Raw genomic sequence first — 19,118 nt, forward strand, 5'->3', positions numbered from 1 at the left:
TCGACATTTTCAGCACTGGAAACAGCCCATGCGCATAGCCTGCCTTCATACCGCAGCCAGCAACATCGGCGTCTTTGAAACCGCCGCGAAAGCACTGGGTATCGGCGCTGATGTGCTACGCCATGAAGTACGCGCCGACCTGTTGGCTGCTGCCGAAAACGCCGGTCATCTGAGCGCCGACATCTGCGCATCCACCGCATCAGCCCTGCTTGCGCTGGCTGAACAGGCCGACGCCGTGGTGCTCACCTGCTCGACCCTGGGTCCGGTCGTTGAAGGTATCTCCAGCAGTGTCCCGATCCTGAGGACAGACGAAGCGCTGGCCGCCTCGGCGGTGCAGGATGGCGGAAAAATTGCGGTGCTGTGCGCGGTGGAAACCACCCTCGAACCTACCGCGCGGCTGTTTCAAAAGGCCGCGCTGCAATCGAACGCGGCCGTCGAAGTGCGGCTGGTTCCGGGGGCATGGCGCTTGTTCAAGGCAGGTGACATCGACGGCTACCTGGCGACAATCGCCAGAGCTGCCGATGCCGCCTATAGGGATGGAATGACACGGGTTGCGCTGGGCCAGGCGTCGATGAGCGCGGCCGCCGTGCAGGTAACGGCCGGCCCGCTGCCCCTCACCAGCGCAGCGGCCGGGCTGGCGGCAGCTATGCGGGCCGTTGCCCTCAGTGCGGTTGTGCAACCATTGCACGCCAGGCCTGAACGCTAGGTCGCTCGTTGACCCTGGCCTGCCAGGCGCGCAGGGCTTCACACGTCTGCGGCACCGGCAATTGCACCAGGTCCGCGAAGATCATGCCGCCGAGTAACGCGATATCGGCCATCGAGAAGGCATCGCCCGCCACAAAATCGCGGGTCTTGAGCACGTTATCGAAATAGTGCATCCCCCTGACCGCTTTGTCCCGCATGCGCATGCCCCATTCGGCGTTCTGATAAAGCTCTACCTCAGGCCCAAGCCCAGGGGTGGCATGATGGAAATACACGCTGACCGCATCCATCAATTCAATCTCTGCGCGCTTGGTCATCATGTGGATCAGGCCTTGCTCGGTCGGCGTCCTGCCGGTGAGGGTCGGGTTGCCATCGAGCGTGTCCAGGTACTGGGTGATAGCCGTGCATTCAGCGATGAACGTGCCGTCGTGCAGTTGCAGCACTGGCAAGGTGCCGGAGTAGTTGAGGGCCAGGAACTCAGATTGTTTGTGCTCCCCTTTCCATAGGTTGACCGACACGAACTCAACGCGCGGCAACAGATTTTTCTCGGCCAGCGCTATACGAACGCGCGCTGGATAGGGGCCGTTGTACCAATCATAAATCTTCATCAACGGCGGTTGGGATACGCGGGGTTGTGGTTGTTGGAACGTCATGATCCGCTCGCCTACCTGTCAAATGGTAGGTAGAGACTGAAGGTATTATTCCAGGCCGTCAAGCATTACCTACCAGTTGGCAGGTAAAACCTTATCAGCGTAGAATTCGCCCCTCCCCCCACTGAAGAGCAATCCACACGTGAGTGAAAATGCCCGCGAAGCGATTCTGGAAGCCGCCAGACTCGCCGCTCAGCACTACGGCTACAGTGGCATCAACTTCCGCAGCATCGGCGAAACGGTGGGGATCAAGAACGCCAGTATCTATTACCACTTCCCGAGCAAAGCCGATCTCGGCGCGGCCGTCGCCAGGCGCTATTGGGAAGACGCCGCCAACGCCCTCGCGGCGATACGCAGTGAGAACCCGGATCCGCTGCAGTGCCTGCGTGCTTATCCGAGCATCTTTCGAAAATCACTCGAAGACGGCAACCGCTTGTGCCTCTCCAGCTTTATGGCGGCCGAATACAAGGACCTGCCCGAGCCGGTGAAGGAAGAGATACTGACGTTTGCCAATATCAACGTAGCCTGGCTGGCGGCGTTGCTTGCTGAGCTCGAACCCGCCGGTGCAGAGGCATGCGAGCGTCGCGCGCGTGCCATCTACACCGCCATTGCCGGCGCGCAGTTGATTGCCCGAACCCGGGCCGATCTCGGTTTGTACGACGAACTGGTCCAGAGTTATCGGGACGCGGGGCTTATCCCGGCGTGACAAGCTGGAGCCCTGCCGGCGACAGGTAGCGCTCCAGCAATGGCCCATCGCTGTTGGCCCAACAACACTGCTTGGACAGCTTGTGCTGAATCAACACACGCCTCTTCCCCCAAAAATCCACATATCCCCTTGAAATAAAAGCATTTAATCCTCTGGCATGGCGCGTGCAATCGCCTTCGCATACTGACGAAGGATACCCCCATGCCCCAGACACTGCCCCAGGCGCTGTTGCGTCAAGCCCACACCCGAGGGTCGGCGATTGCCTTGCGCTTCAAGCGCCTGGGTATCTGGCATGAGCGCAGCTGGAGCGCGGTGGCTGACGAGGTCAGCCAGCTCGCCGCCGCCTTGCATCAGCGCCGCTTCGGGCCTGACGATAACCTGTTGATCCTCAGCCAGGCGCGCCCCGAAGCGTTGCTGCTGGCGCTGGCCGCGCAATGGCTGGGCGCCAGCGTCACGCTGCTGGACCCGGACCGCGACAACCGGGTGCTGCTGGCCGGGCTGCGACCGCGCTTTGTGCTCGTGCAAGACCTGGAAGCGCTGCAACAACTCGGTGAACGCGGGGTGGTGGTGTTTCTTGACGGGCGCGGCCTGAGCCAACTCGCAGACGCCGATTTGATCGACTATGCCGAGCTGCGTGCCGATGCACCGCCACCCGCCCACGCCCCGCAGCCGAGCGACACCGCCTTCGTCTTTCATGCCGACACCTCCCTGCACTTGACCCATGGGCAACTGCTCGCGGGCGGCCGGACGCTGGTCGACCGCGAACACCTCGGCGCCGACGACGAAGCCCTCGCCGCACGGGTGTTTGCCGCCAGCGGGCAGGCACGCTACCTGCTCGCGCCCTGGCTGCACGCCGGCTTTCGGCTGAACTTCCCCGAGGCCCTCGCCACCCGCGACACCGACCGCCGCGAGCTGGGCCCGACCCTGGTGCTGGGCACCCGCGAATCCTATGGGCGCCTGGAGCAATGGGTGCGTGAACGCCTGCCACTGCCGGGCAGCTTCAGCCATCGTTTATACGACTGGGCCATGCAGCCGACCCCCTCCCCCGTGCGCCGCTGGCTGGGCCATTGGCTGGTGCGTCGGCCTTTGCTGGATGTATTGGGCATGAGCCGCCTGCGCGTGCCCTTGCTGGTCGGGCCGCCGCTGCATCCGGAAAGTGCCGCCTTCTTTGCGGCCCTGGGCATTCGTCCCGGCCATTGGCAAGAGCCGTCCACCCGCCACGAACCCAGCGACCACTTGCTGCCTCAATCTGCCTGACGAGCCTTCCATGCCCACACCCACTGAAGCGGTATTACTGCGGCTCGATGACATTTCCCTGTCGTTCAAAGGCATCAAGGCCATCACCTCCATCAGTTTCGAGGTCAAGGCCGGTGACATCTGTGGCCTGATCGGCCCCAACGGCGCGGGTAAAAGCTCGCTGCTCAACGTGATCAACGGGGTCTACCACCCCCAGGGCGGCAGCATCCGCTATGCCGGCCAGACCCGGCGGCGCATGCGTGCGCACCAGGCGGCCGAGGGCGGGATTGCGCGGACCTTCCAGAATATCGCGCTGTTCAAGGGCATGAGCGTGCTCGACAACGTGCTCACCGGGCGCAACCTCAAGCGCCGCAGCAGTTGGCTGGAACAGATGCTGCGCCTGGGCCGTGCGCCACGGGAGGACGACGCCCACCGCCTGCACGCAGAAAAGGTGATTGCCTTCCTGCAGATCCATCCCTGGCGCCATGTGCTGGTCGGCACCCTGCCCTATGGCCTGCAAAAACGCGTCGAACTGGCCCGCGCCCTGGCCGCCGAACCGACCCTGCTGTTGCTGGATGAACCCATGGCCGGCATGAACGCCCAGGAGAAAGCCCAGATGAGCCAGTTCATCCGCGACATCAACCGCGAGTTCGGCACCACCGTGGTGTTGATCGAGCACGACATCGGCGTGGTCATGGGCTTGTGCGACCACGTGGTGGTCCTCGACTACGGTCGCAAGATCGGCGACGGCCCCCCGCAACAGGTGCGCGCCAACCCCGATGTCATCGCCGCCTACCTGGGTACCTGAATATGGAATTTTTCTTCGAAGTGCTGATCGGCGGGCTGCTGGCCGGCGTGATGTATGCCCTGGTAGCGATTGGTTTTGTGCTGATCTACAAGGCCTCCGGCGTGTTCAACTTTGCCCAGGGCGCCATGGTGCTGTTCGCCGCCCTGACGTTTGTCAGCCTGTTGGAGCGCGGCTTCCCGTTTGCCTGGGCGTTCCTGATCACCCTGGCGAGCATGGTGGTGCTGGCGCTGCTGATCGAAAAAGTGGTGCTGCGGCCCTTGGTCAATCGTCCACCGATCATCCTCTTCATGGCCACCCTCGGGCTGGCCTACCTGATCGAAGGCTTTGCGCAGTTCCTGTGGGGCGCGCAGGTGCACGGGCTGGACCTGGGCATCGCCGACGAACCGCTGGAAATCCGCGGCATGCTGCTTTCGCAATTCGACCTGTTTGCCGCCGGCACCGCCGCCGCGCTGGTGATCGTGCTGTCGCTGCTGTTCAACAAGACCCGGGTGGGCCTGTCGTTGCGTGCGGTGGCCGATGACCCGCTGGCGTCCATGGCCATCGGTATTCGCCTGCCGCGCATCTGGGCGTTGGTGTGGGCGGTGGCCGGGTTCGTCGGGCTGGTGGCCGGGTTGCTCTGGGGCGCACGCCTGGGGGTGCAGTTCTCGCTCTCGCTGGTGGTGCTCAAGGCGCTGCCGGTGCTGATCATCGGCGGGTTCTCGTCCATCGGCGGGGCGATTGTCGGTGGCTTGATCATCGGTGCGGCGGAGAAAGTCGCCGAGATCTACCTCGGCCCGATCATCGGCAGCGGCATTGAGAATTGGGTGTCGTACGTCCTCGCGTTGCTGTTCCTGCTGGTGCGGCCTGCCGGGTTGTTCGGCGAACGCGCCATCGAACGGGTCTGATTGTCCTTGGGGAAATGCCTGCATGTTGTATCAAGAAGTCGGTCAAATCAGTACCTCCTACGCGGCCGAGCGCCGCACCTTTCGCCTGCGCCAGGACCGCGTCGCGCTGTGGCTGCTGCTGGGCGTGGCGTTTTTTGCAGTGCCTTGGCTGGGCAACGACTACTGGTTCAGCGCGATCCTGGTGCCGCTGCTGGTGCTGTCGCTGGCCGGGCTTGGGCTCAACCTGCTGACGGGCTATGCCGGGCAACTCTCTCTGGGTTCGGCGGCGTTCATGGCGGTGGGCGCGTTTGCCGCCTACAACCTGCAGTTGCGGGTGCCCGGCCTGCCGCTGCTGGTGAGCTTTGCCCTGGGCGGCGTGATCGCCGCCGCGGTGGCGGTGTTCTTCGGCTTGCCGAGCCTGCGCATCAAGGGCTTTTACCTGCTGGTGGCGACCCTGGCCGCGCAGTTCGTGGTGGAGTGGGTGCTCACCCGCTTCAGCTGGTTTACCAACGACAACGCATCGGGCGTGATCACCTCACCGCCGCTGCTGATTGCCGGGCTGGATTTCAGCTCACCGTGCGGCCGCTACGTGCTGACGCTGGCCGTGGTGGTGACGCTGTTCTGGCTGGGCAAGAACCTGGTGCGCAGCGAACTGGGCCGCAACTGGATGGCGGTGCGCGACATGGACACCGCCGCTGCCGTCATCGGCATTCGCCTGTTGAAGGCCAAGCTGCTGGCGTTTGCCATCAGCGGCTTCTACCTGGGCATCGCCGGTTCACTGTGGGCGTTCGCCTACCTGGGCACGGTCGAGCCCCACGGCTTTGACCTGAGCCGCTCGTTCCAGGTGCTGTTCATCATCATTATCGGCGGCCTGGGCAGCGTGCTCGGCAACGTCCTTGGCGCGGCGTTCATCGTGTTGTTCCCGATCCTGTTGGCCAATCTCTTCGCGCTGTTGCCCGCTGGACTGATGGATGCCGGACAGCTGGAAAACATCCAGAAGATGCTGTTTGGCGCGCTGATCATCGCGTTTTTGATCAAGGAACCGGAGGGGCTGGCCCGTCTGTGGCAGCGCTTTCGTCAACGGGCCAGGGTTTGGCCGCTGCGTTACTGAACTCAATAACCCCCCAGGAATGACCTCCATGACACACCGCTTATCGCTGCGCCGCCTGGCCTTGGGCCTGGCCCTGATCACCGCCGGGCTCACGGCCGGCGCCCAGGCTGCCAACGAACAATACTTCCCGTTGCAGAGCTACCGGGTCGGTCCGTACGCCGCCGGTGGCACCGGTTTCTTCGGCGGCTTTATCGACTACCTGCAATACATCAATGCCAAGGGCGGTGTGAACGGCGTCAAGCTGACCTGGAGCGAATGCGAGACCGAGTACGTGGTGGAAAAAGGCGTCGAATGCTATGAGCGCCTCAAGGGTGGGCTCAACGGTGCACCGGCCGCCGCCACCAACCCACTGTCAGTCGGCATCGCCTATGCCACCCTGGACCGCTCCACCGCCGACAAACTGCCGCTGATCACCATCAACCATGGCCGCACCGACTCTACCGATGGCAGCGTGTTCCCCTACGTGTTCCCGCTGCAGCTCAACCCGTATTCGGAAGTCTCGGCGATCATCAACTACATCGGCCAACGCGAAGGCGGCGCCGACAAGCTCAAGGGCAAGAAAATCGCCGTGCTCTACCACGGCTCGCCCTACGGCAAGGAAACCAATGGCGTGCTCGAAACCCTGGCGAAAAACGCCGGCTTCGAACTGACCCTGCTGGAAGTGCCGCACCCCGGCAACGAACAGCAATCGCAGTGGCTGAACATCCGACGCCTCAAGCCCGACTGGGTGATCCTGCGCGGCTGGGGCGTGATGAACCCGGTGGCGCTCAAGTCCGCGCAGAAAGTCGGCTACCCGGCCGATCACATCATCGGCAACATCTGGAGCAACTCCGAAGAAGACGTGGTACCGGCCGGTGCCGCCGCCAAGGGATTTATCTCGATCACCACCCACCCGTCGGGCACCGACTTCCCGGTGCTGCAAGGCATCCAGCAAAGCGTGGTAGACGCCGGCAAGGGCAACCTGGCCGACCCCAAGCGTTTCGGCACCGTGTATTACAACCTGGGCGTGGTCAACGGCATCCTCAACGTCGAAGCCCTGCGCCTGGCCCAGGAAAAATACGGGCAAAAACCATTGACCGGCGAGCAGGTACGCTGGGGCTTCGAACACCTGAACCTCGACGACGCACGCCTGCAGGCCCTGGGCGCCAAGGGCCTGGTGCAACCGCTGAAACTGTCCTGCGCCGACCACGAAGGCGGCGGCGCCGTGCGCTTCCAGCAATGGGATGGCCAACGCTGGAACCTGATCAGCGACTGGGTACAAGCCGACCGCGCCTTGTTGCGGCCGATCATCGAAGCCTCGGCGGCGCAGTACGCCAAGGAGAAAGGCATCACTCCACGAGATTGCAGCAAAGAGCAGTAAAACGACCCAACTGTGGGAGGGGGCTTGCTCCCGATGGCGGTGGGTCAGCTAGTGAATCTGTTAGCTGACACACTGCTATCGGGAGCAAGTCGAATCGTCGCACCGCCCCTCCCACATTCAGACCGAGGTGTGTCAGCCCATGCCTATTTCCACCACGCCATCGTTCAACCGCACCGGCCATACCCGCAAGCGCTGGTGCGGTGCCTCCAGGCATTGGCCGTCGTGCAAACGGTAATGCTGCTTATAGATCGGCGCGGCCACCACCAGGTCGCCCTTGATGCTGCCGACCAGCCCGCGTCCGATCACATTTGCGCCGGATTCCGGGTCGTGGTTGTCGATGGCGTACAGCGTCTGGTCCTGGGCGCCGGGCAGGTAGAACAGCGCGACCTGGGCGCCGTCCAGCCACACCACGACGCCGGAATTACTCACCAGGTCGGTCTCGTTGCACACGCGTTTCCAGGTGGCAAGGTTGCGCTGCGTGTTGGACTGGCTCATCAGGCAAGCTCCTCGGTGACGGCAATCAGGTTGAGTTCGGCGGCCATGATCGGCCGACGCTGGCCGCGTTCCTGGACAAAGTGGATGTCCGGGTCGGGGCGTTTGTCGTTGACGAAGGTGCGGAAGCGCTTGAGTTTTTCCGGGTCCTTGAGGGCGTTGGCCCACTCGCATTCATAGCGGTCGACCACCCGTTGCATTTGCGCTTCAAGCTCGGCGCCCAGGCCCAGGCTGTCGTGCAGGATCACGTCCTTGAGGAAATCCAGGCCGCCTTCCAGGCTTTCGCGCCAGACCGAGGTGCGTTGCAACTTGTCGGCGGTGCGGATGTAGAACATCAGGAAGCGGTCGATGTACTGGATCAGCGTGGCGTCATCCAGGTCGGTGGCGAACAGTTCGGCGTGGCGTGGGCGCATGCCGCCGTTGCCGGCGATGTACAGGTTCCAGCCCTTCTCGGTGGCAATCACGCCCACGTCCTTGCTCTGCGCCTCGGCGCATTCGCGGGTGCAGCCGGACACCGCGAACTTGAGTTTGTGCGGCGAGCGCAGGCCCTTGTAGCGATCTTCGATCAGCAGCGCCATTTTCACGCTGTCCTGCACACCGTAGCGGCACCAGGTGCTGCCGACGCAGGACTTCACCGTGCGCGTGGATTTGCCGTAGGCGTGGCCGGTTTCAAACCCGGCGGCGATCAGCTCGGCCCAGATGTCCGGCAACTCGTGCAGTTGCGCGCCAAACAGGTCGATGCGCTGGCCGCCGGTGATCTTGGTGTAGAGGTCGTATTTCTTCGCCACTTCGCCAATCACGATCAACTTGTCGGCGGTGATCTCGCCGCCCGGAATACGTGGCACTACCGAGTAGGTGCCGTTCTTCTGCATGTTGGCCATGAAGGTGTCGTTGGTGTCCTGCAACGGCACCAGGGACGCGTCCATGATCGGCTGGTTCCAGCACGAGGCCAGGATCGACCCCACCGCCGGTTTGCACACATCGCAGCCGGTGTGGCCACGGCCGTGTCTGGCCAGCAGTTCTTCGAAGGTGGTCACCCCTTCCACGCGCACCAGGGCATACAACTCCTGGCGGGTATAGGCAAAGTGTTCGCACAGGCTCTTGTCGACGCTGACGCCACGGGCAATCAGCTCGTGCTCGAACACCTGCTTGAGCAACCCGGCACACCCACCGCAACCGGTGCAGGCCTTGGTCTGCGACTTGAGCAGGCCAAGGTCGCTGCAACCGGCGTCGATGGCCGAGCAGATCGCGCCCTTGTTGACGTTGTGGCACGAGCACACCGTGGCCGAGTCCGGCAAGGCGCCTGGGCCGAGGGTCGGTGCGCCGCTGGACGATGGCAGGATCAGGCTGGCCGGTTCGGCCGGCAGCGCGATGCTGTTCTGCATGTATTGCAGCAAGGTGTCGTAGTAGCTGTTGTCGCCGACCAGCACCGCGCCGATCACGTGTTTGCCGCTCGCATCCACCACCAGGCGCCGATAGCTGGCAGTCGCCTCGTCGATGAACTGGTAGCTGCGCGCACCCGGTGTATGGGCGTGGGCGTCGCCGATGGAGCCCACGTCCACGCCCAGCAACTTGAGCTTGGTGGACATGTCGGCGCCGACAAACGGCTCGGCGCTGTGCTCGCACAACAGCGCGGCGACGCCACGGGCCATTTGGTAACCCGGCGCAACCAGGCCGAACAGGCTGCCGTTCCAGGAAGCGCATTCGCCAATCGCATAGATGTTGGGGTCGCAGCTCAAGCACTCGTCGTTGATCACCACGCCGCCGCGCGGGCCAATGTCCAGGCCGGCCTGGCGAGCCAGGGCGTCCTGGGCGCGGATCCCGGCGGAGAACACAATCAGGTCAGTCTCAAGGAACTCGTCATTGGCAAAGTTCATGCGATAGCGGTACTGCTCGCCGGCACTGATCGACTGGGTTGCGCGGGACAGATGCACACCGACGCCCAGCCGCTCGATCTGGGCCTTGAGGGCCAGGCCGCCAAAATCATCCAGCTGCACCGGCATCAAGCGCGGCGCGAACTCCACCACATGGGCTTCCAGGCCCAGGCTTTTCAGGGCGTTGGCGGCTTCCAGGCCGAGCAGGCCACCGCCCACCACCACACCACGGCGCGCATTGGCGGCTGCGGCACGGATGGCGTCGAGGTCTTCCAGGGTGCGATACACCAGCCGCGAGTCGCCTTCGGCGCCCTCGATCGGCGGCACGAACGGATAGGAACCGGTGGCCAGCACCAGCTTGTCGTAGCCCACGCAGCCCTGGGCGGTGATCACTTCACAGCGTTCGCGGTCGATCTCCAGCACCGGTACACCCAGGTGCAGGGTCACACCCGGTGTCTGGTACAACGCAGCGTCCGACAACGCCAGGGACTCGGCATCGCGGCCGGTGAAATACTCGGAAAGATGCACGCGGTCATAGGCACGCATCGGCTCTTCGCTGAACACGTGCAACCGGTAGTGATCCAGCGCGCCGCGTTCGATCAATTGCTCCACGCAATGGTGGCCGACCATGCCATTGCCGACGACGATCAGGGTTTTCATCTGTTTGTTCATAGCAAGCACCCGACAACGTTCATCACGGTTTAAAAAGCAAAAAAAAAACGCCTGAAACCTTGCGGTTCCAGGCGCCTTTGCCTGTTCTTATGCGGGATCGGATCGGCGACTGCGCCGGATCTACCGCTTTATACCCCTGTTGTCGATCGTCGTTGACCGAGGTGGGTTGAGGGGGAGCTAGCAGGGTCTGTGCCAATTGGTCGCGAGCCTTACTGCGATGCCTTCCAGCGGCACTTATCGAGTCTGAATGCACACTTCAGCGCCTCCAACTGGTGCATCCCGCGACAAAAAAGTGCATTCCCGGATACAAATCAAAGGGTCACAGAAGTCTTTGCGGCGAGCGGGCTTGTTGTGGTGAGCGGGCTTGCCCCGCGCTGGGTGGCGAAGCCGCCCCATCACTGCCGCTGCTTACTTCCTGTAAGGACTGAGGCGCCTGGGTTTAGGGCTGCTGCGCAGCCCAGCGCGGGGCAAGCCCGCTCACCACAGCAAGCCCGCTCACCACAGTAATCCCGCTCACCACAACAAGCTGGCTTGCCACAATTTGCCCGTGCTTAAGAAATTGGCGCGTGACTTGCTAGGAACACACACAGAGCAGTCAACGCTGATTGCCCATTCACGACAAAGGCGCCGTGCAATCCCCGTTTCCAACGGAGGGTTGCAGGGCGCTTTTTTGTTGGCGGGCAGAAAAAGTTTCGAGGGTGACGGATGGCAAACCAAAGCGTACGCAGTGTGTGTCCCTATTGTGGTGTGGGCTGCGGCATCATCATGCAGGTCGAGCACAATAAGGTGGTCAAGGTCATCGGTGACAAGGCCCACCCCACCAACTTCGGCCGCCTGTGCACCAAAGGCACCACCTGCGGGCAGGCCATCGCCGAGTCCGGGCGGATGGAGAACGCCTACCTGCGTGAAAAGCGTGACCACGACCCGGTGCGCATCGCCATGGACACCGCCATCAGCGAAACTGCCGGGCGCCTGCGCGGCATCCTCGACAGCCACGGGCCGGATGCCCTGTCCTTTTATGTGTCAGGGCAAATGTCCCTGGAGGCCCAGTACCTGATCAATAAACTGGCCAAGGGCTTTGTGCGCACCCACAACGTCGAGTCCAACTCGCGCCTGTGCATGGCCAGCGCTGGCAGCGGCTACAAGCTGTCCCTGGGCTCGGACGGGCCGCCGGGCTCCTATGAAGACTTCGACCGTGCCGACCTGTTCTTCGTGATCGGCGCCAATATGGCCGACTGTCACCCGATCCTGTTCCTGCGCATGATGGACCGGGTCAAGGCCGGGGCGAAGCTGATCGTGGTCGACCCACGGCGCAGTGCCACGGCGGACAAGGCAGGCCTGTACCTGCCGATCAAACCCGGCACCGACCTCGCCCTGCTCAATGGCCTGTTGCACCTGCTGGTCAAGAACGGCCACACCGACCCGGCGTTCATTGCCGCGTTCACCGAGGGCTGGGAGGCCATGCCCGGCTTTCTCGAGGACTACCCGCCGCATACGGTCGCCGAGATCACCGGCCTGGCCGAAGCGGATATCCGCCAGGCTGCCGACTGGATAGGCGCGGCCGCCGAGTGGATGAGCTGCTGGACCATGGGCCTCAACCAAAGCACCCACGGCACCTGGAACACCAACGCCCTGTGCAACCTGCACCTGGCCACCGGCGCCATCTGCCGCCCCGGCAGCGGACCGTTTTCCCTCACCGGCCAGCCCAACGCAATGGGCGGCCGTGAGATGGGCTACATGGGCCCGGGCCTGCCGGGGCAGCGCTCGGTGCTGGTGGAAGCCGACCGCGCATTTATCGAAGACCTCTGGCAGATCCCCCCAGGCAGCCTGCCGCGCCAGGTCGGCGGCGGCACCGTGGCGCTGTTCGAGCAGATGAGCGCGGGGAAGATCAAAGCCTGCTGGATCATCTGCACCAACCCGGTGGCCAGCGCGCCCAATCGCCGCAAGGTCATCGAAGGCCTGCAAGCCGCCGAACTGGTGATTACCCAGGATGCCTTCCTCGACACCGAGACCAACCGCTACGCCGACATCCTGCTGCCCGGCGCGCTGTGGGCCGAGGCCGAAGGGGTGATGATCAACTCCGAGCGCAACCTGACCCTGATGCAAAAAGCCGTCGAACCACCGGGCCAGACCTTGCCCGACTGGCAGATCATCGCCAGGGTCGCTTGCGAGATGGGCTTTGCCGAAGCCTTCACCTATGCCAGCGCCGCCGAGGTCTTCGACGAGATCAAGCGCGCCTGGAACCCCAAGACCGGCTATGACATTCGCGGCGCCAGCCATCAACGGCTGCGCGCGCAACCGCTGCAATGGCCCTGCGCTTCAGACGCCGGCGCGGACCGCAACCCGATCCGCTACCTGAATACAGGCACGCTCAGATTCGCCACCGACAACGGCAAGGGCCAGTTCCTGGCGCGCCCACATATGCCGCCGGCGGAGATGCCGGATGAGGCCTTCCCTTTCGTGCTCAACACCGGGCGTTTGCAGCACCAGTGGCACACCCTGACCAAGACCGGCAAGGTCGCCACCCTGAACAAACTCAACCCCGGCCCCTTCGTCGAACTGCACCCCGAAGACGCCGCCAGCCTGGGCATCCAGGACAAGGACCGCGTGGAGGTGCGCTCCCAGCGCGGGCGTGCCGTACTGCCTGCGGTGGTCACCGACCGCGTGCGGCCGGGCAACTGTTTTGCGCCTTTCCACTGGAACGATGTATTTGGCGAAAACCTGGCGATCAACGCGGTGACCAACGACGCGGTCGATCCGATTTCGCTGCAACCCGAGTTCAAGTTCTGTGCCGTCGCCCTGGCCCGGGTCGAGTTGATCGATCACCAGTTTCTCGATAGGCCGGTCTCGCAAGACCTGCCCGCCTTAGCAGAGGACCTCACCCTGTCGCGCCTCGACGCCTTCGCCGATATTGCCGGCCTCCGTAACGTGCCAGCGCCGCCACTGAGCGACAGCGAGCGTACTTACCTGGCAGGTTTCCTCAGCGGTCTGCGCTCCGACGCCGGGCGCCAGGCAGCCGGTGTGCCGGTGATGCCAAGCAATGCGCCGCTGACCAAGGATTCCCGACTGTGGCTGGACGGTTTGCTCGGCGGATTGTTCAGCCGCGCAGACGTCAGCGCCATCGCCGCAACGCCCTCCCCGGCCGTCACCCTGCTATGGGCCTCCCAGACCGGCAACGCCGAAGCCCTCGCCGAGCGATTCGCCAAGCGCCTGCGCGACGCCGGTATCAGCGTCGAGCTCAGCGCGATGGCGGATTTCCCGGCCAGCAAACTGGCGAGCACGCAAAACCTGGCGCTGATCAGCAGCACCTTCGGCGACGGCGACCCGCCGGACAACGGCGAAGGCTTCTGGCACAGCCTCAGCACCGCCGAGATGCGCCTGGAGTCGCTGCGTTTTGCGGTACTGGCCCTGGGCGATCCGAATTACGACCAGTTCTGCAAGCACGGCCAGCGACTCGACCAGCGCTTGCTGGAGTTGGGCGCCACCCGCCTGCTTGAACGTGTCGACTGCGACACCGAATTCGAAGAACGCGCCTATGCCTGGCTGGCACAGTTGCAACACAGCCTCAACCCGGCCAAACCCGCGACGCTCGCCCCACCCGCCACACCGGCGGGCAAAACCAAGCTGCATGGCTCACGGCTGCTGCTCAACCGGCACCTGAACCCGCAGAGCACCCACAAGGAAACCCGCCAGTTCGCCCTGGACCTGACCGACTCCGGGCTGAGCTATGAAGCCGGTGATGCCCTGGGAGTGATGCCGCGCAACTGCCCGGAACTGGTCAGTGAACTGCTCGACCTGACGCGCCTGGATGCCAGTGCCTGCGTGAACATCGACACCTTCGGCGATGTACCGCTGCACCAGGCATTGACCCAGCGTTTCGAAATCGCCCGCCCCAGCAGCGACACCCTGGCCTTTATCGCCGAGCGCAGTGCCAACCCAGGCCTTAAGCGCCTGCTGAGCCCTGAACACAAGACCGAACTGCAGGCTTGGCTGTGGGGCCGGCAATTGGTGGATGTGCTGCACGAGTACCCCATCGATTGCTCAGCGGACGAACTGCTCGGCACCCTCAAGCGCCTGCAACCACGCTTGTATTCAATCGCCTCCAGCGCCAAGGCCTACCCGCAGGAAGTGCACCTCACCGTGGCCGCCGTGCGTTATGGCAAGCGCAAGGGCGTGTCCTCGACCTTCCTCGCCGACCGCGCCGCAGACAGTGAGGTGCCGTTGTTCGTGCAGCCGTCCAAACACTTCCGCACACCGGCCGACGGCGACGTGCCGATGATCATGATCGGCCCCGGCACCGGTGTGGCGCCGTTCCGCGCGTTTTTGCAGGAACGTCGGGCCCAGGGGCACCAAGGCCGCAACTGGCTGTTCTTTGGCGAGCAGCACGCGGCCAGCGACTTCTACTACCAGGATGAACTGCAAGGCATGCAGCGCGACGGCCTGCTCACCCACCTGAGCCTGGCGTTCTCCCGCGACCAGGCGCAAAAGATCTACGTACAGGACCGCATCCACGAACAGGGGGCCGAGCTGTGGCGCTGGTTGCAGGACGGCGCCAGGCTGTATATCTGCGGGGACGCCAGCCATATGGCCAAGGATGTCGACCAGGCGCTGCGCCAGGTCGCGCAAACCCACGGCGGGCTTGGCGTTGAGGGCGCAGTGGAGTACTGGCGCCAGTTGAGCGAACAGAAGCGTTACCTGCGTGATGTCTACTGATTGGATACAGAACAATAAGCACTTTGTATTGTGTACAAAAAACCCTAAAGATTTACCGGCACCGGGCCGAAACAGCGGTGATAGCAAATCGCCGCGCAGTTTTTCCTGAGCGGACGATTTGACCACCCTCTGCGCTGATGGTCGTCTCGATGAAAATAAAAAATAAGCTGGTGCTGGCATTTGTCTCTGTGGCGTTTATTCCGGTAAGCCTGGTGGCCGTGATCTCCGTGATGAACACACGGACCCAGGCGGTGGATCAGTTCATCGATGGCAGCACCCGGGAAATCCGCCAGATCGATGGCAATATCCGCCAGTTCTTCGACGGCACACTGCAGAACGTCGATCAAATGGCCACCGATCCTGTATACACCGCCGTGGACTCTCTGAAGAATTACCAGCCTGCCGATGCAGCCAGCCAGCCGATGCCCGCGGCGGCGCAGGATGTGATCAACCGCTTTGCACGCTTCGGCGCCACGCACCCGGCCGCCGCGATCCTGTCCATCGGCCTGGAAGACGGTACCTACGCCAAATGGCCGGATGACCCGCAGCTGGCCAAGTACGACCCACGCACGCGCCCCTGGTACAAGGCCGCGATGGCCAGCCCCGGCAAGACCGTGCGCACGCCGGCTTACTACTACGACAAAGACGATGTGGCGCTGGTGGGCACTGCCCGGGCGTTGCTGGATAACGCCGGCAAGGCCAAGGGCGTGTTCGTGGTCAGCGTGTCGCTGAAGAACCTCACCGAACTGGTCAAGAGCATCAAGCTCGGCGAAAGCGGCTACGTGATGCTGATCGAAGACGGCGTGGTGCTGGTCGACCCGCGCGACGCCGCCCACAGTTTCAAGCCGCTCAAGGACCTGGGCGCCGCCTATGCGCACCTGGCCGAGACGTCCCAGGGTTCTACCGAGGTGGAAATCGACGGCGTGCGCTACATGGCCAACGTGTGGACCTCTCCCGGCCTGGGCTGGCGCTATATCGGCCTGATCGAGCACCGCGAAGTGATGGCCGAAGCCACGCGCATGACCTACCTCACAGCGGTCATCGTCGGCGTGCTGGTGCTGATCTTCGGCGTGCTCGCGGCGGCGTTTTCCAAGGTGATCGTCAAGCCCATCGGCCAGGTCAGCAGCGGCTTGCAGTCGATTGCCGAGGGCGAAGGCGACCTGCGTCACGCACTGCAGGTGCAGGGCAAGGATGAAACCGCCGAACTGGCCGGCTGGTTCAACAAGTTCCTCGCCGCGATTCGCCAATTGATCCAGCACATCGGCGCGGCGTCGGCCAATTTGCACAACGCTTCCAAGGTCAACAGCGAAGTCGCACATAACATGAACGAAGCCGCCGGGCGCCAGCGCGAGGCGGTGGAACTGGTGTCCACCGCGTTCAACGAAATGGTCGCCACCGCCAACGAAGTCGCGCGTTCATGCAGCAGTGCGGCAGAGTCGGCGGAGAACGGCCATCGCCGCGTGGCCGAGGGCAAGCAGCAGATCGAAGTCACCACCGATAACGTCAACCGCCTGGGCCGCCGCTTGACCGAGTCGTCCGACGCCATGGTCGAACTCGAAGCCGGCAGCCGCAGCATCAACCAGATCATCGGCACCATCCGTGCGATTGCCGAACAGACCAACCTGCTGGCCCTCAATGCCGCCATCGAGGCCGCCCGTGCCGGTGACCAGGGCCGTGGTTTTGCCGTGGTCGCCGACGAGGTGCGCGCGTTGGCCAAGCGCACCTCCGACTCCACCGGCGAGATCGAGCAGCTGCTCGGCACCCTGGAAAACAAGACCCAGGAAGTCACGCAAAAAATGGGCAGTTGCCTGGACCTGTCACGGGCCAGTGTGTCGTCCATCGAAAGCGCGCGGGACAGCTTTGAAGGCATCCAGCTGTCGGTCAACGAGATCCGTGACCAGAACCTGCAAATCTCCGCCGCCGCCGAGGAACAACACAGTGTGGCCGAAGAGATCAACCGACATATCCAGCAGATCTACGACGAGGCACGGCTGGTGGAAAGCCTGGCCAACTCGGCGCAGGACGACTCGGGGCGCCTGTCGAACCTGTCGGATGAGTTGAATGGCCTGGTGGGGCGCTTCAAGTCCTGATGAATGCCGCGATCTGTTGCCACATGGCCTGCGGGTTTGAATACATCGGGAAGTGCCCGCACGTGGCAATGGGTGCCAGGCGCACGCCGTTAGCCTGGATGTGCGGCAGGTAGGACAGCCCGGCGTTCTGCTCGCCGTACATGAACAGCTTCGGGCATGGCAGGCCGAGGAACTTGTCCATCAGGTCGGCGTTATCGGAAAGCGTCACCATCGACTGGAAAATCCCGCGCACCGCACCGGCGCGGACCTTGTGGCGCAGGCTCGCTGAATACAGGGCGCTGGCATACGCCGGCGCCTGGCGGGTGCGTTCGATAAAGGCACTGAAAAACGCTTCGGGATCCTGCGCCGGGTAGTCGACAATCTGGCGACTGAGAAAGCAGTCTTCCCCGGCGATATTGCCTTCGATATCGATGAAGCTCAGGACACGGCCAGGGAAACCGTGCGCCAGCAGCAAGGCCGTCAACCCGCCCATGGAGTGGCCGACCAGGTGGAAACGTTCGACCTGGAAGTGCTCCAGCACCTGCAAGGCGGTTTCGAGCAGGAACGGGATGCTGATTGCCCCCAGGTCGGCGCATTCACTTTCGCCACAGCCGGGCGCGTCATACGCAACAAAGGGATGCCCGTCGAAAGCCGGGTGCAGGACGATATCGGCGTAGTCTTCCTTGGTGGAGCCAAAGCCGTGCAGGAACAGGATCGGCGCGTGCTCGCCGGAGCGATACAGGGCGGCGATATCCAGCGATACGCCATCTACCGTCAGCGGCAGACGGGTGTGAGTGAACGACATGGCGAGGGCTCCTTGAACACAAAGGCGGCCAATTTCAAGGGTTTCCCTACGCGTGTAAATGACCGATTGCAGAACGTTTTCATACGCCAATCGTATGAGCCTGGAATTGTGCGACCAGTTCTGTGACTAGCGGGTTTGGCCTTTGCGAGTTCCAGGCGACCGCCGTCGTCACGACGTTGAGCTTCTGGGTCAAGGCCCGCAGCACCACGTTATCCGGCGCGAGTTTTTTCAACGAAGCCGGCACCAGCGCAATGCCCTGGCCGCAGCTGACAAAGGCAATCTGCGAGGCCACCGAGCGCACCTCATGCAGCACCCGCGGCGAGAACCCGCTGGCGCGGCACGTGGCGATCAGGTTGTCGAAGTACACCGGGCTGACCTTGCGCGAAAACATCACCAAAGGCTCGCTGGCCAGGCTCGCAAGGCTGATGCGTGTGCGCGACGCCAGCGGGTGATCGCTGGGCAGCGCCACCATCAGGCGGTCCTCGCGCAACGGCAGGGACTGGATCGCCGGGCCGAGGTCGCCGTCCAATCGCGCAAACGCCAGGTCGATATCCCCCGCCTCCAGCGCCGGTACCGCCTCCACGCTGTCGATCTCGCGCACCGACACGGTGAGCTGGGGGTATCGCTGCTTGAGCAGGTCAATCAAGCCGGGCAACACATCAAACATCGCCGTGGAAATCGCACCGATGGTGAGCATGCCCGACTGCCCCGCCACCGCCTCCTCCACCGCCAGCTCCAGGCGCTCCAACTGCTCGGCGAACTTGCGCACTGCCGGGAGGATCGCCGCACCCACCGGCGTCAACTTGGCGCCCCGCCGCGAACGCTCGAACAACGTGACCTTGAGCGCCTGCTCCAGCACCTGGATCTGCTCGCTCAACGGCGGCTGCGACATGCCCAGGCGCTTGGCGGCACGGCCGAAGTTCTGTTCTTCGGCCACGGCGAGGAACAGCCAGAGGTGGCGAATAAGGCGGAAGTTGATCATGGGAGTTCCATAGGCTTGACGTATGAAAGGTCAGGTTTAACGCTAATAAACCTATCATCTTTGGATAAGCCATAT

At 63.4% G+C, this 19,118-nt stretch carries 14 protein-coding genes and 1 pseudogene; 10 read left to right on the plus strand and 5 right to left on the minus strand.

Annotated features, from left to right (window positions below; translation table 11 throughout):
• Positions 1–28 precede the first annotated feature (28 nt).
• Complete coding sequence (locus AC07OT_RS03250) at positions 29–706, plus strand: aspartate/glutamate racemase family protein (RefSeq protein ID WP_495107453.1); 678 nt, start codon at positions 29–31, stop codon at positions 704–706.
• On the opposite strand, the gene AC07OT_RS03255 is transcribed toward AC07OT_RS03250, so the two are convergent.
• Positions 663–1,355: a glutathione S-transferase family protein gene (locus tag AC07OT_RS03255; protein ID WP_495107454.1), complete on the minus strand. Its 693-nt coding sequence runs from the start codon at positions 1,353–1,355 to the stop codon at positions 663–665. The two genes, AC07OT_RS03250 and AC07OT_RS03255, sit on opposite strands and share 44 nt — an antisense overlap.
• A 139-nt stretch (positions 1,356–1,494) precedes the next feature.
• Between AC07OT_RS03255 and AC07OT_RS03260 the strand changes: the two genes are divergently transcribed.
• The 6 genes from AC07OT_RS03260 to AC07OT_RS03285 all read left to right on the plus strand — a co-directional run bounded on the left by AC07OT_RS03260 (position 1,495) and on the right by AC07OT_RS03285 (position 7,436).
• The gene (locus AC07OT_RS03260; protein ID WP_253490600.1) at positions 1,495–2,058 is read left to right on the plus strand and encodes a TetR/AcrR family transcriptional regulator; all 564 of its coding nucleotides are present in this window, start codon (positions 1,495–1,497) and stop codon (positions 2,056–2,058) included.
• Between the two features lie 201 nt (positions 2,059–2,259).
• Positions 2,260–3,315 carry an AMP-binding protein gene (locus AC07OT_RS03265; protein WP_495107455.1) on the plus strand — a complete coding sequence of 352 codons (1,056 nt, stop codon included), beginning with the start codon at positions 2,260–2,262 and terminating at the stop codon, positions 3,313–3,315.
• A gap of 10 nt (positions 3,316–3,325) precedes the next feature.
• The gene (locus AC07OT_RS03270; RefSeq protein WP_495107456.1) at positions 3,326–4,102 is read left to right on the plus strand and encodes an ABC transporter ATP-binding protein; all 777 of its coding nucleotides are present in this window, start codon (positions 3,326–3,328) and stop codon (positions 4,100–4,102) included.
• Positions 4,103–4,104: 2 nt separating this feature from the next.
• Complete coding sequence (locus tag AC07OT_RS03275) at positions 4,105–4,986, plus strand: branched-chain amino acid ABC transporter permease (RefSeq protein ID WP_495107457.1); 882 nt, start codon at positions 4,105–4,107, stop codon at positions 4,984–4,986.
• A 22-nt stretch (positions 4,987–5,008) separates the two neighbouring features.
• Positions 5,009–6,076, plus strand: a complete 1,068-nt coding sequence (locus tag AC07OT_RS03280; RefSeq protein WP_495107458.1) for a branched-chain amino acid ABC transporter permease — start codon at positions 5,009–5,011, stop codon at positions 6,074–6,076.
• A 28-nt stretch (positions 6,077–6,104) separates the two neighbouring features.
• Positions 6,105–7,436 (plus strand): ABC transporter substrate-binding protein, encoded by a 1,332-nt coding sequence (locus AC07OT_RS03285; protein WP_092485010.1) that lies wholly within the window; start codon positions 6,105–6,107, stop codon positions 7,434–7,436.
• Between the two features lie 132 nt (positions 7,437–7,568).
• Here AC07OT_RS03285 and nirD read toward each other — a convergent pair whose 3' ends face one another.
• Together nirD and nirB are read right to left on the minus strand one after the other, a co-directional pair.
• Positions 7,569–7,931: a nitrite reductase small subunit NirD gene (gene nirD / locus AC07OT_RS03290; RefSeq protein WP_495107459.1), complete on the minus strand. Its 363-nt coding sequence runs from the start codon at positions 7,929–7,931 to the stop codon at positions 7,569–7,571.
• Positions 7,931–10,474: a nitrite reductase large subunit NirB gene (gene nirB / locus AC07OT_RS03295; protein WP_495107460.1), complete on the minus strand. Its 2,544-nt coding sequence runs from the start codon at positions 10,472–10,474 to the stop codon at positions 7,931–7,933. Before nirB ends, nirD begins: the two co-directional genes overlap by 1 nt.
• A 705-nt stretch (positions 10,475–11,179) precedes the next feature.
• Between nirB and AC07OT_RS03300 the strand changes: the two genes are divergently transcribed.
• The 3 genes and pseudogenes from AC07OT_RS03300 (at position 11,180) to AC07OT_RS03310 (ending at position 17,277) form a co-directional block, all read left to right on the plus strand.
• On the plus strand, positions 11,180–15,187 hold the full coding sequence (locus tag AC07OT_RS03300; RefSeq protein ID WP_495107461.1) for a bifunctional nitrate reductase/sulfite reductase flavoprotein subunit alpha: 4,008 nt from the start codon (positions 11,180–11,182) through the stop codon (positions 15,185–15,187).
• Positions 15,188–15,417: 230 nt separating this feature from the next.
• Positions 15,418–16,374, plus strand: a pseudogene (locus AC07OT_RS03305) (cache domain-containing protein); the annotation flags it as partial.
• A gap of 198 nt (positions 16,375–16,572) precedes the next feature.
• A complete protein-coding gene (locus AC07OT_RS03310) occupies positions 16,573–17,277 on the plus strand; it encodes a methyl-accepting chemotaxis protein (RefSeq protein ID WP_373682406.1) in 705 nt (234 codons plus the stop codon).
• On the opposite strand, the gene AC07OT_RS03315 is transcribed toward AC07OT_RS03310, so the two are convergent.
• Both AC07OT_RS03315 and AC07OT_RS03320 read right to left on the minus strand, forming a co-directional pair.
• Positions 17,267–18,061 carry an alpha/beta fold hydrolase gene (locus AC07OT_RS03315; protein WP_495107462.1) on the minus strand — a complete coding sequence of 265 codons (795 nt, stop codon included), beginning with the start codon at positions 18,059–18,061 and terminating at the stop codon, positions 17,267–17,269. The two genes, AC07OT_RS03310 and AC07OT_RS03315, sit on opposite strands and share 11 nt — an antisense overlap.
• A 79-nt stretch (positions 18,062–18,140) precedes the next feature.
• The gene (locus AC07OT_RS03320; protein WP_065942089.1) at positions 18,141–19,043 is read right to left on the minus strand and encodes a LysR family transcriptional regulator; all 903 of its coding nucleotides are present in this window, start codon (positions 19,041–19,043) and stop codon (positions 18,141–18,143) included.
• Between the last annotated feature and the right edge of the window lie 75 nt (positions 19,044–19,118).

It is taken from the genome of Pseudomonas sp. GW821-FHT09C10 (assembly GCF_059418085.1).

Coding starts and splice junctions, on each gene's coding strand:
- AC07OT_RS03320 (WP_065942089.1), bottom strand. CDS start 19,043: ATGATCAACTTCCGCCTTATTCGCCACCTCTGGCTGTTCCTCGCCGTG.
- AC07OT_RS03285 (WP_092485010.1), top strand. CDS start 6,105: ATGACACACCGCTTATCGCTGCGCCGCCTGGCCTTGGGCCTGGCCCTG.
- AC07OT_RS03300 (WP_495107461.1), top strand. CDS start 11,180: ATGGCAAACCAAAGCGTACGCAGTGTGTGTCCCTATTGTGGTGTGGGC.
- AC07OT_RS03265 (WP_495107455.1), top strand. CDS start 2,260: ATGCCCCAGACACTGCCCCAGGCGCTGTTGCGTCAAGCCCACACCCGA.
- AC07OT_RS03315 (WP_495107462.1), bottom strand. CDS start 18,061: ATGTCGTTCACTCACACCCGTCTGCCGCTGACGGTAGATGGCGTATCG.
- AC07OT_RS03250 (WP_495107453.1), top strand. CDS start 29: ATGCGCATAGCCTGCCTTCATACCGCAGCCAGCAACATCGGCGTCTTT.
- AC07OT_RS03275 (WP_495107457.1), top strand. CDS start 4,105: ATGGAATTTTTCTTCGAAGTGCTGATCGGCGGGCTGCTGGCCGGCGTG.
- AC07OT_RS03310 (WP_373682406.1), top strand. CDS start 16,573: ATGGTCGCCACCGCCAACGAAGTCGCGCGTTCATGCAGCAGTGCGGCA.
- AC07OT_RS03280 (WP_495107458.1), top strand. CDS start 5,009: ATGTTGTATCAAGAAGTCGGTCAAATCAGTACCTCCTACGCGGCCGAG.
- AC07OT_RS03255 (WP_495107454.1), bottom strand. CDS start 1,355: ATGACGTTCCAACAACCACAACCCCGCGTATCCCAACCGCCGTTGATG.
- AC07OT_RS03270 (WP_495107456.1), top strand. CDS start 3,326: ATGCCCACACCCACTGAAGCGGTATTACTGCGGCTCGATGACATTTCC.
- nirB (WP_495107460.1), bottom strand. CDS start 10,474: ATGAACAAACAGATGAAAACCCTGATCGTCGTCGGCAATGGCATGGTC.
- nirD (WP_495107459.1), bottom strand. CDS start 7,931: ATGAGCCAGTCCAACACGCAGCGCAACCTTGCCACCTGGAAACGCGTG.